Genomic DNA, 18,870 nt, shown 5'->3' on the forward strand with positions numbered 1-18,870 from the left:
ATCCGGTAAACAAAGGAAGTTAATATCTAGTAGTATGGATCTACGGCAACCCAGCCGTCATAGCAGTTGCACTGCTTTAGACCTGTGGCTTTGCGTCCCCGTCTTTCAACGAGTTTGCCATTATACGGAATATAGTTTAATAGTCATGATTCTTTTATACCATACTACAAATTATTACAAAGTTTTACATATTTTTTATGTTTTAGGAAAAACAATTCATTTTACCTATCTTATATATAGGTCTTTTTTCGTGTATATTTACATTGGATTTTAGAAAACGCAGTGGAACGTATGTAATGGGAGTTTTTTTAGGAGTACTTCTTTTTATGGGTATATTATTTTTACTATGGTTCTTTTTTTCTATAAATTCTTAACAAAAAAAGATAACCTTCAGTGGTTATCTTTTTAAGCAAATAATTTTTCAGGAGTATTTAAAATCTCTCCGATATTGTTTTTTAATAAAATTGATTTTTTGGCTATTCCTTTTTCAAATTGTTCAATTGTTGTACTGTCCCCGTTGCTCTTTGATGGTTCAATTTTAATAATTTCTTCTAACTGCCTACGGACAGGAATATCATTTTGAGAAAGCTCTCCATTGACTAACTTACTCATAAAAACAAATGTATCCATATCTCTATAATTCAGTTCGATTTCAATTCCAATCTGGTCGTTTACATACAAGAAGGTTGTCTTCCAACTCCCATCTGTAGCAACCGGTTCAGAAAATCCATAATCACTTATAAGATAGGAAAAACTCTCTTCCGTTATTGATGAGAATAAATTCATGGTAACACACACCTCCGTTTTATTGTAGTTGCGTTCTATTTATTATTGAATGAATTCCTTACAGTTTACATGCTTTCGCTACATAAAGATATTACTTATACTTCGCTCTGTTTCCGTCGACTCCTCTTTAAAGACACAAAAGGGAATAAAAAAACCACCAGGAGAGGAACACGGCTTGAACCGTGTCCTTTCCTGGTGGACAAAATTGATGGATTTGTAATTGTATGGGGTCTGTCCCCAAGTCCTACTCTGTTACTTTTGTAATACGGTTTTCGATTTGTGGATCTACTGTTTTTAATGTTTCAATATGCTTGATTAAAGCATCAAGGTCCGTGATGCTAACAGTATTGTTCTTTCCTTCTAGTAATACGGTGTATCCATCACCGCCTCCAGCCATGAAGTTGTTTACGGTTACACTGTACGTAGCTGCCGGATCGATATCACTGTCATCCGGTAATTTCACAGTAGTAACTTCTCCTTCAAATACTCCGTTTCCAACATCTTTAGAAGTATAAGTGACTTTCAAACCAGCAATTTGAAGAATTTTTTCACGCCCAGTTACCCATTGTTGGTTTAACAACTCAACAACTTGTGCACCTGTAAGGTCCATTGTTACCAAGTCATTACCGAAAGGCTGAACAGTGAATGCATCTTCCCAAGTAATTTCACCAGTATCGATAGCCGCACGAATTCCTCCTGGATTCATGAATGCAAAGTCCGTCCCCGTTTGAGCGATCATGGAGTCTGCGATCAAGTTCCCCATTGGCACTTCACCATGTTCGTTTGCATCTTCGCTGATTCCGTTTGGCGCTTGTCCGATTACTTTGTTCAGCTGATCTTTTACTTTATTATAAGCTGCATCTACCATCGCTTTGATTTCAGTATCTGGTTCTACACCTTCATGAAACGTTGTAATTACTTCTGCAGATTTTTTAACGATATCACCTGTCTTTTTATTGATTAAAAGGTCGATATCAGAAAATGCTGTCCCAGAAGCGTAAGATTGAACAATTAATTTGTTATCAACAATCGTATTAGTAAAGGCATGGTTATGTCCTGCATACAAGACATCCACTTCATCATCTGCATTCTTAGCAATGTCAATCAACTCGCCAACCGCATTTTTGCCGTCTGCATCCGAATACGCAGGGTTATGAGCTAAAACAACGATAGATTCAATCCCTTGGTTTTTCAGTTCTGCAGCATACTTATTGATTGCTTCTGTTTCATCTGTAAACGAAATTCCTTTAACACCACTAGGGATTACGATATCAGGTGTATCTGAGTAAACCACACCGATAAATCCAACTTTAACCCCGCCGACCTCTTGAATCGTGTAAGGCTCTAAGATTGGTCTCTTTGTTTTTTCATCTACAACGTTTGCAGCAACATACGGGAAGTCTGCCCCGCCAAATTCACCAGTTGCTTCATGTTCACCACCAAAAATCAGGCGCTTCATTTCTTCTACACCTTCATCAAATTCGTGATTTCCAAGCGTTCCAACGTCAAATCCAAGTGCATTAAATATCTCTATTGTAGGCTCGTCCTGTAAAAGTGCTGAAGCAGGCGCACTCGCACCAACAGCGTCTCCAGCATGAACCATCAATGTGTTCTCAGGGTTTTCTGCTTCATGTTTTTTTAAATATGCAGCTAAGTATGCAGCGCCACCGGCTGGTTTTCCGCCTATCATTTTAGTTGTGTTAATTTGTCCGTGAAAGTCATTAATTCCCAAAAGCTGTACAGAAACTAGCGAACTCTTAAGCAGCTTATGTATAACCGCTGCCCCTTCTGCACGAATAGTTGCATCTTTAGGAGCTAGAGTCGTTGCTGTTTTCCCATTAATTAAACCGTGTTCCACGGCTACGTTAACAAAATCTTTCGCCCAAGCGCTTACTTGGTTCATATCTTTAAAATTAGGAGTTTCAGAGGATTCTACTTTTCCTTCAAGGTGGTATTCATATGCTCTTACTAACATAACGATCATTTCTTCACGATTCAGCGTTTTGGCAGGATCAAACTTCGTCTCAGTTGTTCCTTTTACAAGACCTGCTGCATACGCTTTTGCAATGTCATTTGCTGCCCATACTGGTAAATCTGTAAATGGTGTCTTTTCTTCTGTTGCTGGTAGATTCAGAGCACGGTTAATCATAACAATAAACTGCGCTCGCGTTAATTCAAGCTCTGGTCCAAATTTATTGTCACCAATACCATTTACTAGTTTTTCATTAGCTAATTCATGGATGATATTGTTCGCCCAATAATTGGGGTTCACATCTGTAAACTTAATAGATTCTTCTGCGTTTACTACATCTTTCCAAGTAATTGGTGCTGCTAAAACAGAAAGAGCCATTGTAGTTGCTAACATCGTACGGCTAAATCTTGAAAAAGGCTTTTTCGACATTTCCATCCCCCATTTTACAAAAATTTTGAATTACCAACTATAATTATATATTTTCAGAATAATAATGTAAGGGCTTTTATGTAAATATTTTATTAAATTAGTATATTTATGTAATTTAATAGGCTAAAAGTTCTTATGGCTTATAGAGTTCTGGGTTTGAATCATAGAGTTGTTGTTTTGACTCATAGACTTGTTGTTTCGACTCATAGATTTGTTAATTTGACTCATAGAACTCACAGTACGACTCATAGGCAACAATTACAAAATACTTTTTGAGTCTTTTCGGACTGGTGCCGGTTGTTGGGGTTAGCTTACGATGGAAATAATAACAAATGAAGGTGAAACGAGGGTGAATGATGAAACGATTATTAACGTGTGGTATTGCATTAATTGTTTTATTAAGTATTTTTTCAAAACCTGCTACGGCTGAAGAATTTCCCCGTCAAAAGCTGATCTCAAGCAAATTTTTTAACGAATCTCAAATGATTATTGTTGAAGCGAACGGTTGGGATACCAAATATGCAAAACTGACTACATACGAAAAAGTGAACGGTGTCTGGAAGAAAGCTTTAGGTGATATGTCGGCTACTATCGGGTATAACGGGTTCGCTCAAGTGATGAAGGAAGGCGGAGGTTCTTCACCGACAGGTATTTACAACTTGGGGACAGGTTTTGGCTGGGCTGCGAAACCAGCTAGCACCAAATATTCTTACCGGGTAACGACTGCTTACGATTACTGGATTGATGATGTGACCTCTGTGGATTATAACAAGTGGATTTATTACACAGGTGATCCAACAAAACGCTGGAAATCGTTTGAGCGAATGAATCATCCATTATATAAATATGGGGCAGTGATAAAGTATAATGAAAATCCCATTGTTGCAGGTAAAGGCAGTGCGATCTTCCTGCATATGTGGAAAAGTTCAACCTCAGCAACTGCAGGCTGTGTAGCGGTTTCTGAAACCAATATGAAAACATTGTTAAGCTGGATGGATACAAAGAAAAAACCACTGATCGTAATGGGGCCAACTTCTGAGATCAACAGTTACTTATATGCACGAAGTGAAAAGCTTCAAGAAGTAGGTGTATCCGTAAACGGAGTTAAACAAACGTTTGATCAACCAGCCGTTTTAATCGATGGCCGGACGCTTGCTCCGTTCCGAGGAGTAGGTGAAGCATTGGGAGCCACGGTAAAATGGGATCAAGCCAATTACAAGGTGTTTGCTGAATTAAACGGAACAACTGTTGAGTTAAAACATTTATCTAATATAGCGAAAGTCAATGGCAAAGAAGTTTCTTTAGATACTGCTCCTCTTATTATTAAAGATCGAATGGTTGTCCCTGTTCGATTCTTTGCCGAAGCATTCGGAGCGGATGTGAAGTGGGATGGAAGCAAGAATATTGTGATGATCAATAAATAATAGGAAGCCATAGAAATATTAAATGAATTGTATATACGAAAAAACCTCCACGTCAGCGGATGTGTCCGCCTGACGTGGAGGTTTTATTGTTTTGTATTTGTATGGGGTCTGTCCCCTACTTTTGTACTACAGAACGCGGAACGTATCTGGACGCTCAGTTGATTTTCCAAAGTAATGCAAGATTGCTTCTACAATTCTACGGCTTGCTTCTCCATCACCATATGGGTTAGATGCCTTAGACATCGCTTCATATGCTGCATCGTCCGTAAGCAATTCCTTCGCAAGTCCGTAAATCGTCTCTTCATCAGTTCCAGCAAGCTTTAATGTACCGGCTTCGATTCCTTCTGGACGCTCCGTTGTGTCACGAAGCACAAGAACCGGAACGCCAAGTGAAGGTGCTTCTTCTTGGACACCGCCGCTGTCCGTTAGAATGATGTGAGCTCGTGATGCAAAGTTATGGAAATCTACAACTCCAAGAGGCTCGATCAAATGAATGCGGCTGTCGCCTTTTAGGATTTCATCTGCTACTTCACGAACAGCTGGGTTTAAATGCACTGGATAAACCACTTGTACATCGTCATGTTCGTTCACTAGACGCTTAATCGCACGGAACATGTTACGCATCGGGTCACCCAAGTTTTCACGACGATGAGCCGTTAACAAGATTAATCTGTCGTCACCTAACTTTTCAAGAACTTCATGAGAATAATCTTCTTTTACAGTTGTCTTTAAAGCATCAATCGCTGTGTTCCCTGTTACATAAATGCTGTCACCTGGCTTGTTTTCGTTCAGCAGGTTTTTAGCAGCTGTATCCGTTGGAGCAAAGTTTAAGTCTGAAATAACACCAGTCAGCTGACGGTTCATTTCTTCCGGATACGGAGAATACTTATTCCACGTACGAAGACCTGCTTCAACGTGTCCAACTGCAATTTTGTTATAAAGTGCAGCAAGGCTCGCAACAAATGTAGTTGTCGTGTCACCATGAACAAGTACAACGTCAGGCTTCTCATCTTGCATGATTTTATCTAAACCTTGAAGTGCACGAGTCGTCACATCGATCAAAGATTGGCGATCCTTCATGATATTTAAATCATGGTCTGGAGTTACACCGAAAATCTCTAAAACTTGATCCAGCATTTCACGGTGTTGAGCCGTTACCGTTACTATGGATTCGATCTGTTCATTATATTTTTCTAACTCCAATACAAGCGGCGCCATTTTAATCGCTTCCGGTCTTGTACCGAAGATTGTCATTACTTTAACTTTATCAGCCATTTTTTTTATTTCTCTCCTTTAATCAGGACATATGTATACCATTATGGGCGAAATACCCTCATTTCATGCTACTTCTTCATACGAATCCCGTCAATAGTTATCAATTTACACTAATTTTAGTGACCAACAATATGTTTCGACATTAAAACTATATTTCCTAGCCGTCAGTATGTATCTTGAAACATTTCCCTCTCAGAGTGGATCTAAAAAAATCTGCCTCAACTAACTAGGCAGATTCATTATTTTTATTTAAATATATTATAGATATATTCTGCCCATAATTTATGGCCATCTTCATTCGGAACTAACTCCGCAACGTACTTATTGATATCCTCTGAATCCACACTTGGCCAAGCCTCCCAGTGGTCAAGATATGGAATTCCCTTTTCTTTTGCATAATCTTCTAAACCACTTACTTGAGTAGCATACTTTTGCGGCTGATAAATTGGGTTTGAAGGCTGGATTAAAATAATTGCCTCAGGATTCGTATACTTGATATCATTAATCATCTTTTCGAGCACAAATAATGTATCCTCAATTGTTACACCTTCATTATCATTTAAAAGTACAGGTTCAATGAGAAATATATCAGCTCTTTTTTGTACTAAATCAGAATAATTACCTTTATTAGTCAGATCTAAACTAGTCGATTCTCCAAAACTAACTGTTTCCACTGTTACATCTTTTCCATAGGTTTCATTCATTTTTGAAGTGAAAAGTTTAGCCCACTTACCATCTTCATTTGATGTTAAAGAAGATCCTACAAGTGTTAAGTTCAAACTTTCCCCAGCATCCTTCTTTTTTTGGAAGAGTTCAGCAATTCCAGCAGGTGCATTTTCAAAATGCTCCTCCGGCTTCTTTTGAGAGGAAATTTTTTCTGTTCTTGCCTTCTCTTTTGGTGTTTTTGCTAATTCAAGCTTTGCTGCATAAGCTGTTTTTTCTAATTTGTTATTGTAATAAAAGTGCCCGCCAATCACACTTAGTACGCAAGCAACCATGATAAACACCGTCAAAAACCGACGTTTCTTCACCCGTCCCAACCCCTTATATAGTCTACTACTATAATAAAGGGTAAAATTTACTATTACAAGAAAATTGTTGAAATATGTAGACTATCTTTATAAATTCTGTCGAACGTATTTTGTTCCTGAATTTCCAAAAATTTGATATTTTTGATTAGTAAGTATTATTCAATAGAGGAGATTAGAAATATGAAAAATATTTTGCTAGCCTCGATTATTTCAATAGGTTTCTTATTCAGTGGCTTATCAATGGGGTCGACAGAAGCAACAAGTAAAAAGAAATTGGAAGAAAAAGTAGAAGAGCAGGAATTACGTATTCAACATCTAGAAGAAAAGATGAAAAATACAGAAGAAACAATTAATGAATTGAACACAGTTACTCAGAACCTTTCTGAAAAAAGTGATTACTTACAAGATGAAATATCATATCTTCAAAATCGAAATCAATATTTAGAACATCAAATTCAGCAATTGATTGGTACTGTCTTTGCAGAGTTCACCACTTTTGAAGATACACCGACAAACGAACTTTCGTCTTATTTAACAAACCACATTAAAAGCATGAACCAACAAGAACAAAAAAATTGTGTTAGTACAACCAATTGCCAAAAGGAAACCATTGAAATCAAAGTTATATTTAAAAGCAATTCCTTTAATTATGAAGATCTCATTTCAGCGGAAGAAGTAATAGAAATCATACAAAATGTTTTAGATGAAAATGTAAATTCATTGGATTATATCAATATCAAAAATGTACAAGTTAAAATGCAGCATCATGATAGTTTTCTATACGAATTTACAGTAGGAAGATAAGAAAGAAGAAAGAGCCCTTTGAGCATCATAGGGCTCTTTTTCATAATAAAATCATTAATCGAAATTCTCTTTAAACACCTTCTTCACTTTCGGCACGAGATAATGACTGCCGCCTCTTCCTTTCACATCCTCAATCATCATGGTAACGAGAAGCGACGGATCCTCTGTGTTATAAGCTACAAACCAGCCGAGTTCCATTCCGTTCTTGTCATCTTTGCTCTTTTTCAACTCAGCGGTTCCCGTTTTTCCGGCTAGAGGCAGTTTTGGCATATACGCCTCATGTGCTGTTCCGTTTGTGCTTGTAACAACTTTCATTAAGTCATCCCGAATGATTTTTGCTGTTTCAGGTGAGATCACGTTTTCTTTCCAGATTTCTGTTTCAGCGTTAGCCTGGTCTAATTTTGGCGCCAACAAGTTCCCCTCATTTAAGAAAGGTGTGTAGGAGATGCCCACATGCAGCGCGCTCATCTGGATTTTCCCCTGGCCGTATCCGCTGTCGGCTAGCTGAATTTCAGTCATGTCTTTTTCACCAATTGTTGAAGCATTAAAGGGATACCCGACCGGGATATCTTCTCCTAAACCAAATTCCTTGAGTCCGCTCACAAACTTCTCCTGCCCCAAGTCAAGTGCCTCCTGAGCAAAGTAAATATTATCGGAGTAGATGAGCGCTTTTTCAAGGTTCACACTTGGTACTGGACTTACTCGGGTTACGTGGTAATTCCCCCACGACTCACCCTTCTTCCATGTTTTCCCGCTCACCTTCATGACATCATTTGGTTCCAATGTACCGTTCTCTAGACCAATGGCAGCCGTCAGTGGTTTTAGTGTGGAACCTGGAGCATACGTGTAGATAAAACGATTCAACTTTGGTTTTTTCGGATCGTTTTCCAGCTTGTTTTTTGTTTCGTTTGAGATTCCAAGCGTATATTCATTCGGGTTATATGATGGACTATTCACAAGAGCCAGTACTTCACCGTTTTTCGGATGAATAGCGGATGACGTCCCCACATCTCCTTTTAGCTGTGCATAAATCGACCGCTGAACGTTACTGTTAATCGTTGTTTTCATGTCTTGACCATTTACAACTTCTTTTTCCGCCAATACCGCTTTTTCTTCCTTTTCTTTCGTTACAATCTTGATGACTCCGCCCGATGTTCCACGCAGCTGCTCTTCGTACACTTGCTCAAGTCCTGCTTTTCCGACCCAGTCCTGCGCTGTGTATCCCTTGCCTTTTAACCTTTTGAGGTCATCGGCATTCACCGGGCCGATATAGCCGGTAAGATGCGCCGCCCCTTCCTTCAATGGATATATCCGTGTTTCCTTCTTCGGAGATTTCACGCCCTCTAATGCGACCGCGTCGTGTATTTTAGGGTTATCTGTCTCCATTTTTTTAATAGGAACACCATAGTGAGGTTTTACCCAGGGCTGATCCAACTTTTTCTGGATTTCTTCTGGTGTCATTCCGAGGATTTTAGCTAATGGTTCAATCGTTTTGCTCGGATCCTCCGGCAGTTCTTGTGGAACAATCGTCACTTCATAAGCCGTTCCGTTGAAGGCTAACGGATTTCCTTCTCGGTCTAAAATCGCACCTCTTTTTGGTGATAGAGTCGAGGCTGAGATTCGATCGCCTTCCTCCATTTCAGGAAAGATATGCGACGTGTTCCATTGCACCTTCCATGCCTCTCTATCCTTACTCTCCTCAAGGTTCATATTCATCTTATGTGTATATTCAATTGGTCCAGCGAGGGTATCCATTTTAACGGAATATGCTAGACTTGCTTTCTCACTTTCTTCCTCTTTTTTCTCTTTAGAAGATTTCATTTTCACTGCTAGGTTCTTTGCTTCAATACCGCCATAAATGTCTTTGTAGCGTTTCACAAAGTCTTCTTTTGTGATTTTCTTCTTGGACTCTGAATCTAGCATTTCATACATGCTCTCAAAATCTTGTTTTTGCCAAGAGGCAACATACTTCTTTAATGTGTCCTCTGGTTTCGGAGGCTCCGAACAGGCTGACAACCACGTAAAACATAGGACAGCTAACAACATTATTTTGCAAAGATTTTTCAAAACAGATCTCCTTCCATTTAAACGTTTGTTTAAGTATAACAAGGACATGGTAATAAATGTATGATAGTTCCATGATAAAAAAAACACCTTATGAGCATTAGTTTGCTCATAAAGTGTTTTAGCTTAATAGTTTATACGCTTTGATCCAAGGTAACGATCCTGCCAATACTCATAGTTCAAGTTGCTTATCGTTACTCCAGTACTTGTACCTGCATGAACAAACTGGTTGTTGCCAAGATAAACGCCTGCGTGGGATGGACCTGTCGTGTATGTTTCAAAGAATACAAGATCGCCAACGGCAGGTTCACTGACCGAAGTAGTCGCATTCCACATTTGAGCAACCGTTCGTGGAAGTGACACACCTTCTTTTGCATAAATGAACTGAAGGAATCCGCTGCAGTCAAAACCTTGAGGAGTGGTACCTGCCCATACATATGGGGTACCCATCAGTTCAGCTGCGTTCGCAATAACATTAATCGTAATCTGATCAGAAGTTTTAGGCGTTTCACCTTTTTGTTTTTCCACTTCTGTCATTTTATCTAAAACTGTTTTCGTTACGATCCCCGTTACAGGTAACCCATAAGCTTTTTGGAACTTCTCAACACTTTCCTCTGTTACCGCTCCAAAATAGTCCGTAATCATCGGATAAGTAAAGAATCCTAGATTTTTCAAGCGTGTTTGCAGCTGTTTTACTTCCGGAGCTGTCATGCCAAACTTCAGTTCGTTCACCGTGTTTTGTGGAGGCTGTGGAGCAGGTGCTGGTTTAGATGGTGCTGATGGTGTTGCCGGTTTTGGTTGTGCCGCAGGTGGCTGCACTGGATTTTTCTTTGCCGCAACTGCTTTTTGAATTCGATCTAATGTCGTTGCGTCTGCAACCCCTGTCGCTTTTAGCTTTTGACTGTTCTGGAATTTCCGAACCGCTTCAGTCGTAATTGTTCCATAATAATCAGTCGTTTTATAATATGTAAAAAAGCCGAGAAACTTAAGATCTTGCTGCAGCTTCATGACAGCTTGTCCTGTCGAATGCAGCTTTAATTCTTTTGAAGAAGATGGTGCAACAGTCTGAACCGGCTGACTTTTTGGCGGTGCTTCTTGAAAAGATTTCTCTAAAAGCTTTTTGTACGTTTGTTTTCCAACGATCCCATCAACCACAAGACCATTCGCTTTTTGAAAGTCCATGACCGCTTTTTTCGTTACCGGTCCGAAATAGGTAGTCGTTTGCAGCTCTTTATAAAAGCCTTTTTCTTTTAAGAGGGATTGCAATTGTTTGACGTCAGTATGATTGATTCCTTGCTTCAAGGTCTGGTCGCCTAAAGCAGCTTCACCAACGAGAGGAACAGCAAAAAAAGCACCAGCAAACGCAGAAGTCATCACTAACCGTTTCACCACTGTGTTATCCATGTTTTCCTCCTTCAAAGTCCCGTTTATTACATATATCGGCAATAATGGATATTTATTTAAACTTAATTTCGACATAAAAATAAAAAAAGCCTGCAGGCTCTTTTATTTTTTGTTTATTATTTTTTGCACAGATTCAGTTAGCTTCTTTTCTGCTATTTGCAGTCTATTCTTTTCCTCCGCAAGCCTATCTTCATTCGCTCTAGTTAATTTGTAACGCGCTTCAGCCATTCTTTTTACTTCATCAGGATTTGGACCGCCTTGAATGTTGCGTTTTTTTATAAATTCGATTGGACAAATGATGTTGTTCCACTCTTCCAGCTTCAAAGAGACGTTGCATCGTTTACTGATTTCCTCGTTTACAGTTTGAAGAGGGATTTCGTTTAATTCTAGCTTTTCCTTTGAACTTTTTTTTGCGATTGAGCTTGCGATCTGATGAGCTGAACGGAAGGGGACTTTTTTGTCGCGTGCCAGAACATCTGCAAGTTCGGTTATTGTGATACATGAGGTCTTCGCCTGGTTGAGCGCTCGCTCTTTATCGACTTCCATTGTCCGGATAACAGCATGCATCAGTTGGATCATCCTGTTTGCTTTTTCATAGCTTCTGTAAAGATGTGGCTGAAGATCATCTTCCGTATCCACGATATCACCGAATGGCGTGTTATGAATCATTTGGATCGCTGCTAGTGCCTCGCCTACTGAAGAGCTGGCAAGTGATCGCGAATGCTCAATCGAGACCGGGTTTCTTTTTTGAGGCATGGTGGAGCTGATTTGAACGTAAGGATCAGCGACTTTTATGATTTTATATTCACGGGTTACAAGCTGGAGAAAGTCTTGAATCCATCTGCCACAGTTGAGCATCATGGATAGGACGGCAGTTGCAGACTCTATTAGGTAATCCGCACCTGCAATTGCATCATAAGAATTTTCGACGAGTTCACTGAAACCTAGAAGCTCGCATACTCTTTTTCTATTTATCGGGAAGCTGGTTGTAGATAAAGCAGCAGCACCCATAGGGGATCGGTTAACCGTTTCATATGCTATCCAAAGTCTTTGGATGTCTCGAAGGAATACATCTAAAATCGCAGTTAAGTAGTGGCCGAGTGTTGTTGGCTGTGCGGGCTGCGTGTGGGTGTAGGCTGTGATGATGGTTTCGGCGTGTTCCTGTATTTGTTCGAGGAGGGCATCTGATAAAAGCACCGAGCTTTGCAATAGCGTTAAAATATGTTCTCGTAAAACGAGCCGGTACATGGCAACACCCATGTCATTTCGGCTGCGTGCGATGTGCATTTTCCCAGCCAGGTCCAGGCCAATTTGCTCACTAATCCTGTGCTCCATCATAAAAAAGAGATCTTCAAACTGCGGGTCGTATTGGAGTGTTTGAGGATCCGTGTGGGATACGGTTTCCACTCCTTGAAGGATGGTTGTTGCCTCTTTTTTATCTAGAATACCTTGTTCAGCCAACATGACGACATGAGCTCGATGAATGTTAAACATTTGTTTAAAAAGATAGTCTCTTTGGTCGTTAAAAACCGGTCGCAGTAAGTGTTCTACGTATGTTTTTCCTAGAAAAGTATTGCCTTCAGTTTTAATAAATTCATCTCTAGATAGCATGGTTTCACTCCTTACAAAAAGGAACAATGATTGCTATTAGTGTATGGACTGGGTGAATGATTGGGAACTCGTATGATTTGGGATCGGATATGGTATGCTGATTGATTTACGGTACGTGTTCTTTTATTTATTACACGTTCGCTCAAGGAAAAGGTGATTTTCACGCAGAATAAGTTCACCACCACGCGAAAGGACTCAAGTTTCACGCAGTAAACCTTTCGTTCCACTCAGAATTAGTCTGTTTTCACGCACAGATTGCTTAAAACCCTTGTATTGGTTTTCATTAGGGCATAGAAAAACCCAAAAGATGCTTCACAACACCTCTTGGGCTTCATATTCACCTATTTTGCTTCTAAAACTTTAATAAACTCTCTCATATAATCCGGCAAATCCGGTGGACGGCGGCTTGAAACGAGGTGTCCGTCAACTACGACGGGTTCATCGATCCATTCGGCACCTGCATTCTCCATGTCATCCTTGATTCCTGGTGTGCTCGTTACTTTCTTACCATCAAGCACTTTTGCCGATACCAGTACCCAGCCGGCATGACAAATCTGACCGATAGGCTTCTTCTCTTGCTCCATGTGCTGAACCATCTCCAAAACTTCTGGAAAACGGCGCAGCTTGTCCGGTGCCCATCCGCCAGGAACTAGAATTGCATCATAATCGGCAGTTTTCACATCACCGAACGCGAAATCCGCCTCAGCAGGCACACCATATTTTCCGATGTACGTTTCCCCTGCCTTTTCACCCGCAAGTTCCACAACAGCACCTTCTTCACGCAACCGAAGAATCGGATACCATAACTCCAGATCCTCGAAATCATGATGGACAAGGCTGATTACTTTTTTACCTTCTAAACGCATGTTTAACAACACCTCCACTACCTATATTTCCTTTTCAGCGTAACATTAATCTTTATATGGATGATAGTGTGATGGTAGCATATGTATAAACACCCTGACTGATAAGAGGAGTATAGGAAATGAGTAAAAGTAAAATAGTGGGAATCGTTTCGTTCGTAGTGGGATTTGTTGCATCATTTTTAATTGTTCAGTGGATCTTATCATAATGATAAAACCCGGAGATTTCTTCCGGGTTTTATTTTTTTCGTATGTGATTGTAAGACCCGGTTTAAGGGGACATTAATGAAGTTTGAAGGATTTCACGTGGAGTTAGTTTTGTTGTTTCAACTCGAAGATTTCTCGATCGTGTTCTGCAATCTTATAATCATAATACTTTAGGTCGCTTTTTCGAACCATGTTTTCTTCAACGTTAGTTACTCTTTCTTCGATTTTTGTTACTCTTTCTTCAATGTTTGTTACTCTTACTTTTAAATCTGCAACATCAACTGTTAACTCCAAAACGCTTTGCTGTGTTTGTTGAGTTATTTCTATAATTTTTTGTAACATTTCTTTTTCGCTCATTATAAACACCTCCTTTGTTTCATTATATCAAAACGTCTTCATAATTACGGTGATATTATTAAACAAATGTTTAAATTAGTTGCGTAGAATTGCAATTATCTCCCTGACATCTTCATTAATAATTTCCAAATTCTCTAAAATGTTTTCTGCTATTTGAATCATTTATCTTATCCATTAATATTTTCACTCCAATCTAAACTTTTAGCAACTCGCTCTTGTTATTCTATCATTACTTTAAACAGTTAAAAACCACACCATCCCTGATGTGGTTTCAGTCTTATTTTTGCCCATAAACTTTGAACTTTTCAGTCATGAGTTCCATTTCTTCATCATCTAAAATAACCGGTTCGCCGATACATTTCGTGCGATAATAAATCTCGCAGCAAAACTCGATTTCTTCAGCGATTGTAAAAGCTGTTACGATATTGTTTGCTCCGGCTAGGAAACCGTGATTTGCTAACAAAACTGCTTTTCTGTCTTCCATCGCGTGGAATGCATTCTCTGCCAACTCTTCCGTACCAAAGCTTGCATATTCCGCACAGCGAACATTTTTCCCAGCATGTGCAACGAGATACGACACTGCCGGCAGATCCCAACGCATGGATGAGATGGTCGTTGCGAATGGTGAATGCGTGTGAACGACCGCATTGATGTCATCTCTTCTTTTATAAAAGATGGAATGCATGGAAAGTTCACTTGATGGTTTCAAGCTTCCATCAACCATTTCACCGTCCAAATCAACCACAACCACATCTTCCGGCTTCATCACATCATAATCAATTCCACTAGGGCTGATCGCGATTAGCTGACGCTCCCGGTTAAAAATACTGATGTTTCCGCCTGTTCCTTTTGTTAGCCCACGCTTAATCATTTGCTGGCAGTAATGTACTACTTGTTCCCGCTCATTTTGTAATAGCATCTGGTGCTCCTTTAAACAGTTTTTGCAGATTTTCTTCGTATGGTGCTTCAACGATTCCTTTTTCCGTAACGATTGCCGTAACAAATTCGTTTGGTGTCACATCAAACGCTGGATTATAAACTTTCACGCCTTTTGGAGCTGTGTATACGCCGAATCGGTTCGTTACTTCTTCCTCTTCGCGCTCTTCAATCGGAATCTGTTTTCCTGTTGGTGTTCTGAGGTCGATCGTCGGGGTTGGTGCTGCTACATAGAATGGGATGCCGAAGTTTTTCGCTAAAATCGCGACACCCATCGTTCCAATCTTGTTCGCTACATCACCGTTCGCCGCCACTCGGTCGCAACCTACGATAACCGCTTGAACCTTCCCTTGTGACATAACCATCGCCGCCATGTTGTCCGTGATCACCGTCACGTCAATCCCTGCACGTTGAAGTTCTAGTGCTGTAAGGGTTGACCCTTGAAGGCGCGGTCTTGTTTCATTGGCGTACACCTTGATATCCCAGCCTTTTTCTTTTGCAAGATACATAGGGGACGTCGCTGTTCCATATTTAGTAGTTGCAAGAGCTCCCGCGTTGCAATGTGTTAAGATTCCCATTCCATTAGATAAAAGTGTTAGGAGATTTTCACCTATCATGCGGTTGATTTCTTCGTCTTCTTTATGGATGGCGATGGCTTCTTGAAGTAAAGCTTCTTTAATTTCAACCACAAGACTCGAAGACAGTGACTTCGCCTTTTCCTCCATACGCTCTAATGCCCAGAAAAGGTTAACAGCCGTTGGCCTTGAAGTCGCGAGGTAATCGGACTTCTCTTTTAAATAAGAAAAGAACGTCTCAAAAGAATCCTCCGGCGCATCCATCACACCCAAGTACAGTCCGTAAGCTGCAGACACGCCAATCGCTGGCGCACCGCGCACTTTCATCGTCACGATCGCGTCCCAAACACTTTCGATCGTTTTATAAGAATCATATCTCACTTCATTCGGAAGCGTCGTCTGGTCTAGCAAAACCAGCGCGTCATCCTTCCACTGAATCGGTATTAGTTGTTCTGACATTTACATCACCTTTAAGCCTTTCACCATTTTTTCCGCTTCTTTAAATGTAGCAACGAAATCTTTTCCTTCTGTAAATTGAGAACGCTGCTTAATGAAACGGACCGCTGCTGTTAAACAAATCTGCTCGGCTTCGATACGTTTATCTGAGTCTGTAATAGACGTAATATCCTTAACCTTCGCTAGACCAATGATTCTGCGAGTCAGCTCCAGTCCTGCAACTGCCGCAATGTCAGCAAGCACCTCACTCAGGTACCACTTCTTAAAACCAACTTGCTTAGCGGTTAGTTCCGTTACTTCCTGGTCCCATTTATACTTGAACTTTTCTTTGAACTGGTCAACAACATCTTCAATGGTTTTTTCAATCCAATCAGTAAAATCTTTATTTCCATGTGCGTTGCCGTTCGACCAGGCAAAAAACAGGTTCGCAATCACATTTCCTACGTCATATCCCATCGGTCCGTAGAACGCAAACTCTGGATCAATCACTTTTGTGCTTTCTTTTGTGATAAAAATAGATCCTGTATGTAGGTCGCCGTGAAGAAGCGCTTGAGCGTTGTTCATAAAGCTGAACTTCAGCTTTGCCGTTTCTAATTTTAAGTCTTCATCGTCATAAATGGTAGACTTAATCCACTCTTCGTTACCAGGCGTGAGTTCGTTTCGATTGTTATTGTCGTAAAAAGGTTCTGTGTACACTAGATCCTCTGTAATCTCACAAAGTTCTGTGTTGATATACTGCTTCACGAGTTCCTTTTTTGCCTTATGCTCCATGACAACGTCTGAAGTAAGCAGCAAATTGTTCACCATAAACGTTGTAATGTGATCCGAAAATGCGGGGAACGTTTCGTGGTTTAGAAGTGCTGTTCGCATGATAGTATAGTCCGAAAGATCCTCCATCGCACAGCAACTCATCACTTCATCAAACAAATACACTGTTGGCACCAATCCTGGTGACAGCTTGTCCTGCAGCAATAGGACGTTGGATTCAATCCTGATGCGGTCCGTTGAAAGTTTAAACTCATCCGAAATCCTAGCCGTATGCCCCGCTTGCTTAATGATTACGGAAGCTCCATATTTTTCGTCAACGACTCTGAAAACATAGTTTAAGTTTCCGTCCCCGATCTCTTTACACGTCAGCTCAGCATCCTCTTTAAAAATCGCAAGCTTCTGTTTTACATAATCTATGACATCTTCCGTGTTCATTAAAAAATAGCTAGAAAAACGTGACATCCGGATTCCCCCTCGATAAATTCGCACATGTTTAGTAAGCGCTTACAATATTCATTATCAAGATATAACTAGTAAGGGTGGAAGTCAATGAGAAATGAAAGAATAAGTCTGCTTTCTTCCATTTGGAGCGCTAGTTTGTTACTATTTCTAATATATTTCTTTTTTCAAAAATTAATAAAGTTTACTATTATTAAAGTTTCCTAGAGTACAGCATAAGGAAGTGTACACAATATGGCAGTTTGGAAGCGAAATTTATGGGTGCTATGGGTCGGCGTCTTCTTTACTTCAGCCAGCTACTCCATGATCGTTCCTTTTTTACCTCTTTTTCTTCTTCAGATTGGTGTTCATGACCACACCGAGATCTGGTCAGGACTTATTTTCAGCTCAGCCTTTTTTGCAGGTGCCATAGCTTCTCCTTACTGGGGGATGATGGCCGATCGATACGGAAGAAAGCCGATGATAATCCGCGCCGGTGCCTTTCTGTTCATCATCTACACATTAACTGCATTTGTTACGAACGCTTATCAGCTACTCGCACTGCGTGTAGCGCAAGGGCTGTTGACTGGTTACATTCCGGGAGCGATTGCACTGATTGGAACAAACACGCCGAAAAAGAATGTCGGCTACGCGCTTGCGATGATTTCCTCTGCGGGTGCATCAGGCGGAATTATGGGTCCGCTGCTTGGTGGCGGACTAGCTGAATTGTTCGGGAATCGCTGGGCTTTTGCGAGCGGAGGTTTCTTATCTCTCATCTCGACTCTTTTAGTTATCTTCTGGGTAACCGAAGAAAAATTCACTCCTAGCAAGGAAAAGGGTTCTGTTTTAAAAGACATTCGTGTCGCAGCAGCCAACAAACCCTTTATGAACGTGCTGTTTTTATCGATCATCACCGCTCTCTCTATCTTAACGATCGAACCCGTTCTTCCCCTTCATATATTGAAAATCAGTGGTTCATCTGATAATACGGCTCTGTTAGCGGGCATCGTCTTTTCATTACCGGGTATTGCAAGCATTATTTTTGCCGCTTATTGGGGACGCATGTCTGATAAAATCGGGTTTCAAACTGTATTGATGATCGGCTTATTGGGTGGCGGAATCGGAACCATTGCACATGCTTGGTTTGATGGTGTTTGGGGCTTTTCTTCTGTACGTTTTCTATACGGAATTTTCTTTTGCGGCGTTTTCCCAGCCTTAAATGGATTGGTTGTTCAAACGACACCTGACGAGTTCAGAGGACGAGCTTTCGGACTTCAGCAAACCGCCACTCAAATTGGAGCCATGCTCGGACCGCTAGTTGGGGGAGTGATCGGCGGATTCTTCCCCGTCGAGATCGTGTTCGTCGTAACAGGAGTATTGCTGCTAATCGCAATGTGGTACGCGTATTCATTTAAAGACTACACCAAGGAGTTAAAAAAAGCCGTCGGCAGTTAACTTGTGGTATAAAGA

The 18,870-nt window shown here is 40.5% G+C and carries 15 protein-coding genes and 1 riboswitch; of the genes, 3 read left to right on the forward strand and 12 right to left on the reverse strand.

Annotated features, from left to right (window positions below; translation table 11 throughout):
* Positions 1–41: 41 nt before the first annotated feature.
* A riboswitch (cyclic di-GMP riboswitch) is annotated at positions 42–129 on the reverse strand.
* Between the two features lie 276 nt (positions 130–405).
* A complete protein-coding gene (locus ACFQ4X_RS13905; protein WP_379836045.1) occupies positions 406–786 on the reverse strand; it encodes a hypothetical protein in 381 nt (126 codons plus the stop codon).
* 244 nt (positions 787–1,030) lie between these two features.
* Positions 1,031–3,187 carry a 5'-nucleotidase C-terminal domain-containing protein gene (locus ACFQ4X_RS13910; protein ID WP_379836047.1) on the reverse strand — a complete coding sequence of 719 codons (2,157 nt, stop codon included), beginning with the start codon at positions 3,185–3,187 and terminating at the stop codon, positions 1,031–1,033.
* 353 nt (positions 3,188–3,540) lie between these two features.
* Here ACFQ4X_RS13910 and ACFQ4X_RS13915 point away from each other — a divergent pair, with 353 nt between their 5' ends.
* Positions 3,541–4,611: a stalk domain-containing protein gene (locus tag ACFQ4X_RS13915; protein WP_379836049.1), complete on the forward strand. Its 1,071-nt coding sequence runs from the start codon at positions 3,541–3,543 to the stop codon at positions 4,609–4,611.
* Between the two features lie 126 nt (positions 4,612–4,737).
* Here ACFQ4X_RS13915 and wecB read toward each other — a convergent pair whose 3' ends face one another.
* Positions 4,738–5,886, reverse strand: a complete 1,149-nt coding sequence (wecB, locus tag ACFQ4X_RS13920) for a non-hydrolyzing UDP-N-acetylglucosamine 2-epimerase (protein ID WP_379836051.1) — start codon at positions 5,884–5,886, stop codon at positions 4,738–4,740.
* Between the two features lie 245 nt (positions 5,887–6,131).
* The gene (locus tag ACFQ4X_RS13925; RefSeq protein ID WP_379836053.1) at positions 6,132–6,917 is read right to left on the reverse strand and encodes an SGNH/GDSL hydrolase family protein; all 786 of its coding nucleotides are present in this window, start codon (positions 6,915–6,917) and stop codon (positions 6,132–6,134) included.
* A gap of 180 nt (positions 6,918–7,097) precedes the next feature.
* On the opposite strand from ACFQ4X_RS13925, the gene ACFQ4X_RS13930 reads away from it, so the two are divergent.
* Positions 7,098–7,721 (forward strand): hypothetical protein, encoded by a 624-nt coding sequence (locus ACFQ4X_RS13930; protein WP_379836055.1) that lies wholly within the window; start codon positions 7,098–7,100, stop codon positions 7,719–7,721.
* 54 nt (positions 7,722–7,775) lie between these two features.
* Here ACFQ4X_RS13930 and ACFQ4X_RS13935 read toward each other — a convergent pair whose 3' ends face one another.
* From ACFQ4X_RS13935 to mtnK, 8 genes are all read right to left on the reverse strand, one after another.
* Positions 7,776–9,788: a penicillin-binding transpeptidase domain-containing protein gene (locus ACFQ4X_RS13935; protein ID WP_379836057.1), complete on the reverse strand. Its 2,013-nt coding sequence runs from the start codon at positions 9,786–9,788 to the stop codon at positions 7,776–7,778.
* 123 nt (positions 9,789–9,911) lie between these two features.
* Positions 9,912–11,189, reverse strand: coding sequence for a peptidoglycan-binding protein (locus ACFQ4X_RS13940; RefSeq protein WP_379836059.1), 1,278 nt, complete (start codon positions 11,187–11,189; stop codon positions 9,912–9,914).
* 102 nt (positions 11,190–11,291) lie between these two features.
* Complete coding sequence (gene argH / locus ACFQ4X_RS13945) at positions 11,292–12,800, reverse strand: argininosuccinate lyase (protein ID WP_379836061.1); 1,509 nt, start codon at positions 12,798–12,800, stop codon at positions 11,292–11,294.
* Between the two features lie 341 nt (positions 12,801–13,141).
* Positions 13,142–13,666 (reverse strand): type 1 glutamine amidotransferase domain-containing protein, encoded by a 525-nt coding sequence (locus ACFQ4X_RS13950; RefSeq protein ID WP_379836063.1) that lies wholly within the window; start codon positions 13,664–13,666, stop codon positions 13,142–13,144.
* A 309-nt stretch (positions 13,667–13,975) separates the two neighbouring features.
* Complete coding sequence (locus tag ACFQ4X_RS13955) at positions 13,976–14,227, reverse strand: hypothetical protein (protein WP_379836065.1); 252 nt, start codon at positions 14,225–14,227, stop codon at positions 13,976–13,978.
* 277 nt (positions 14,228–14,504) lie between these two features.
* Positions 14,505–15,146: an L-fuculose-phosphate aldolase gene (locus tag ACFQ4X_RS13960; protein ID WP_379836067.1), complete on the reverse strand. Its 642-nt coding sequence runs from the start codon at positions 15,144–15,146 to the stop codon at positions 14,505–14,507.
* Complete coding sequence (gene mtnA, locus ACFQ4X_RS13965) at positions 15,130–16,197, reverse strand: S-methyl-5-thioribose-1-phosphate isomerase (RefSeq protein WP_379836069.1); 1,068 nt, start codon at positions 16,195–16,197, stop codon at positions 15,130–15,132. Before mtnA ends, ACFQ4X_RS13960 begins: the two co-directional genes overlap by 17 nt.
* Positions 16,198–17,424, reverse strand: coding sequence for an S-methyl-5-thioribose kinase (mtnK, locus tag ACFQ4X_RS13970; protein ID WP_379836071.1), 1,227 nt, complete (start codon positions 17,422–17,424; stop codon positions 16,198–16,200). It abuts the gene before it with no gap.
* A 231-nt stretch (positions 17,425–17,655) separates the two neighbouring features.
* Between mtnK and ACFQ4X_RS13975 the strand changes: the two genes are divergently transcribed.
* On the forward strand, positions 17,656–18,855 hold the full coding sequence (locus ACFQ4X_RS13975) for an MFS transporter (protein WP_379836073.1): 1,200 nt from the start codon (positions 17,656–17,658) through the stop codon (positions 18,853–18,855).
* The last annotated feature ends 15 nt before the right edge of the window (positions 18,856–18,870 follow it).

The sequence above is a fragment of the Fictibacillus halophilus genome (genome assembly GCF_042680145.1).
Lineage (GTDB): Bacteria > Bacillota > Bacilli > Bacillales > Fictibacillaceae > Fictibacillus > Fictibacillus halophilus_A.

Excerpts from the sequence above, each read along its gene's own strand:
- mtnK (WP_379836071.1), bottom strand. The coding sequence starts at position 17,424 with ATGTCACGTTTTTCTAGCTATTTTTTAATGAACACGGAAGATGTCATA.
- ACFQ4X_RS13910 (WP_379836047.1), bottom strand. The coding sequence starts at position 3,187 with ATGTCGAAAAAGCCTTTTTCAAGATTTAGCCGTACGATGTTAGCAACT.
- ACFQ4X_RS13930 (WP_379836055.1), top strand. The coding sequence starts at position 7,098 with ATGAAAAATATTTTGCTAGCCTCGATTATTTCAATAGGTTTCTTATTC.
- mtnA (WP_379836069.1), bottom strand. The coding sequence starts at position 16,197 with ATGTCAGAACAACTAATACCGATTCAGTGGAAGGATGACGCGCTGGTT.
- ACFQ4X_RS13955 (WP_379836065.1), bottom strand. The coding sequence starts at position 14,227 with ATGAGCGAAAAAGAAATGTTACAAAAAATTATAGAAATAACTCAACAA.
- argH (WP_379836061.1), bottom strand. The coding sequence starts at position 12,800 with ATGCTATCTAGAGATGAATTTATTAAAACTGAAGGCAATACTTTTCTA.
- ACFQ4X_RS13940 (WP_379836059.1), bottom strand. The coding sequence starts at position 11,189 with ATGGATAACACAGTGGTGAAACGGTTAGTGATGACTTCTGCGTTTGCT.
- ACFQ4X_RS13905 (WP_379836045.1), bottom strand. The coding sequence starts at position 786 with ATGAATTTATTCTCATCAATAACGGAAGAGAGTTTTTCCTATCTTATA.
- ACFQ4X_RS13915 (WP_379836049.1), top strand. The coding sequence starts at position 3,541 with ATGATGAAACGATTATTAACGTGTGGTATTGCATTAATTGTTTTATTA.
- ACFQ4X_RS13950 (WP_379836063.1), bottom strand. The coding sequence starts at position 13,666 with ATGCGTTTAGAAGGTAAAAAAGTAATCAGCCTTGTCCATCATGATTTC.
- wecB (WP_379836051.1), bottom strand. The coding sequence starts at position 5,886 with ATGGCTGATAAAGTTAAAGTAATGACAATCTTCGGTACAAGACCGGAA.
- ACFQ4X_RS13960 (WP_379836067.1), bottom strand. The coding sequence starts at position 15,146 with ATGCTATTACAAAATGAGCGGGAACAAGTAGTACATTACTGCCAGCAA.
- ACFQ4X_RS13975 (WP_379836073.1), top strand. The coding sequence starts at position 17,656 with ATGGCAGTTTGGAAGCGAAATTTATGGGTGCTATGGGTCGGCGTCTTC.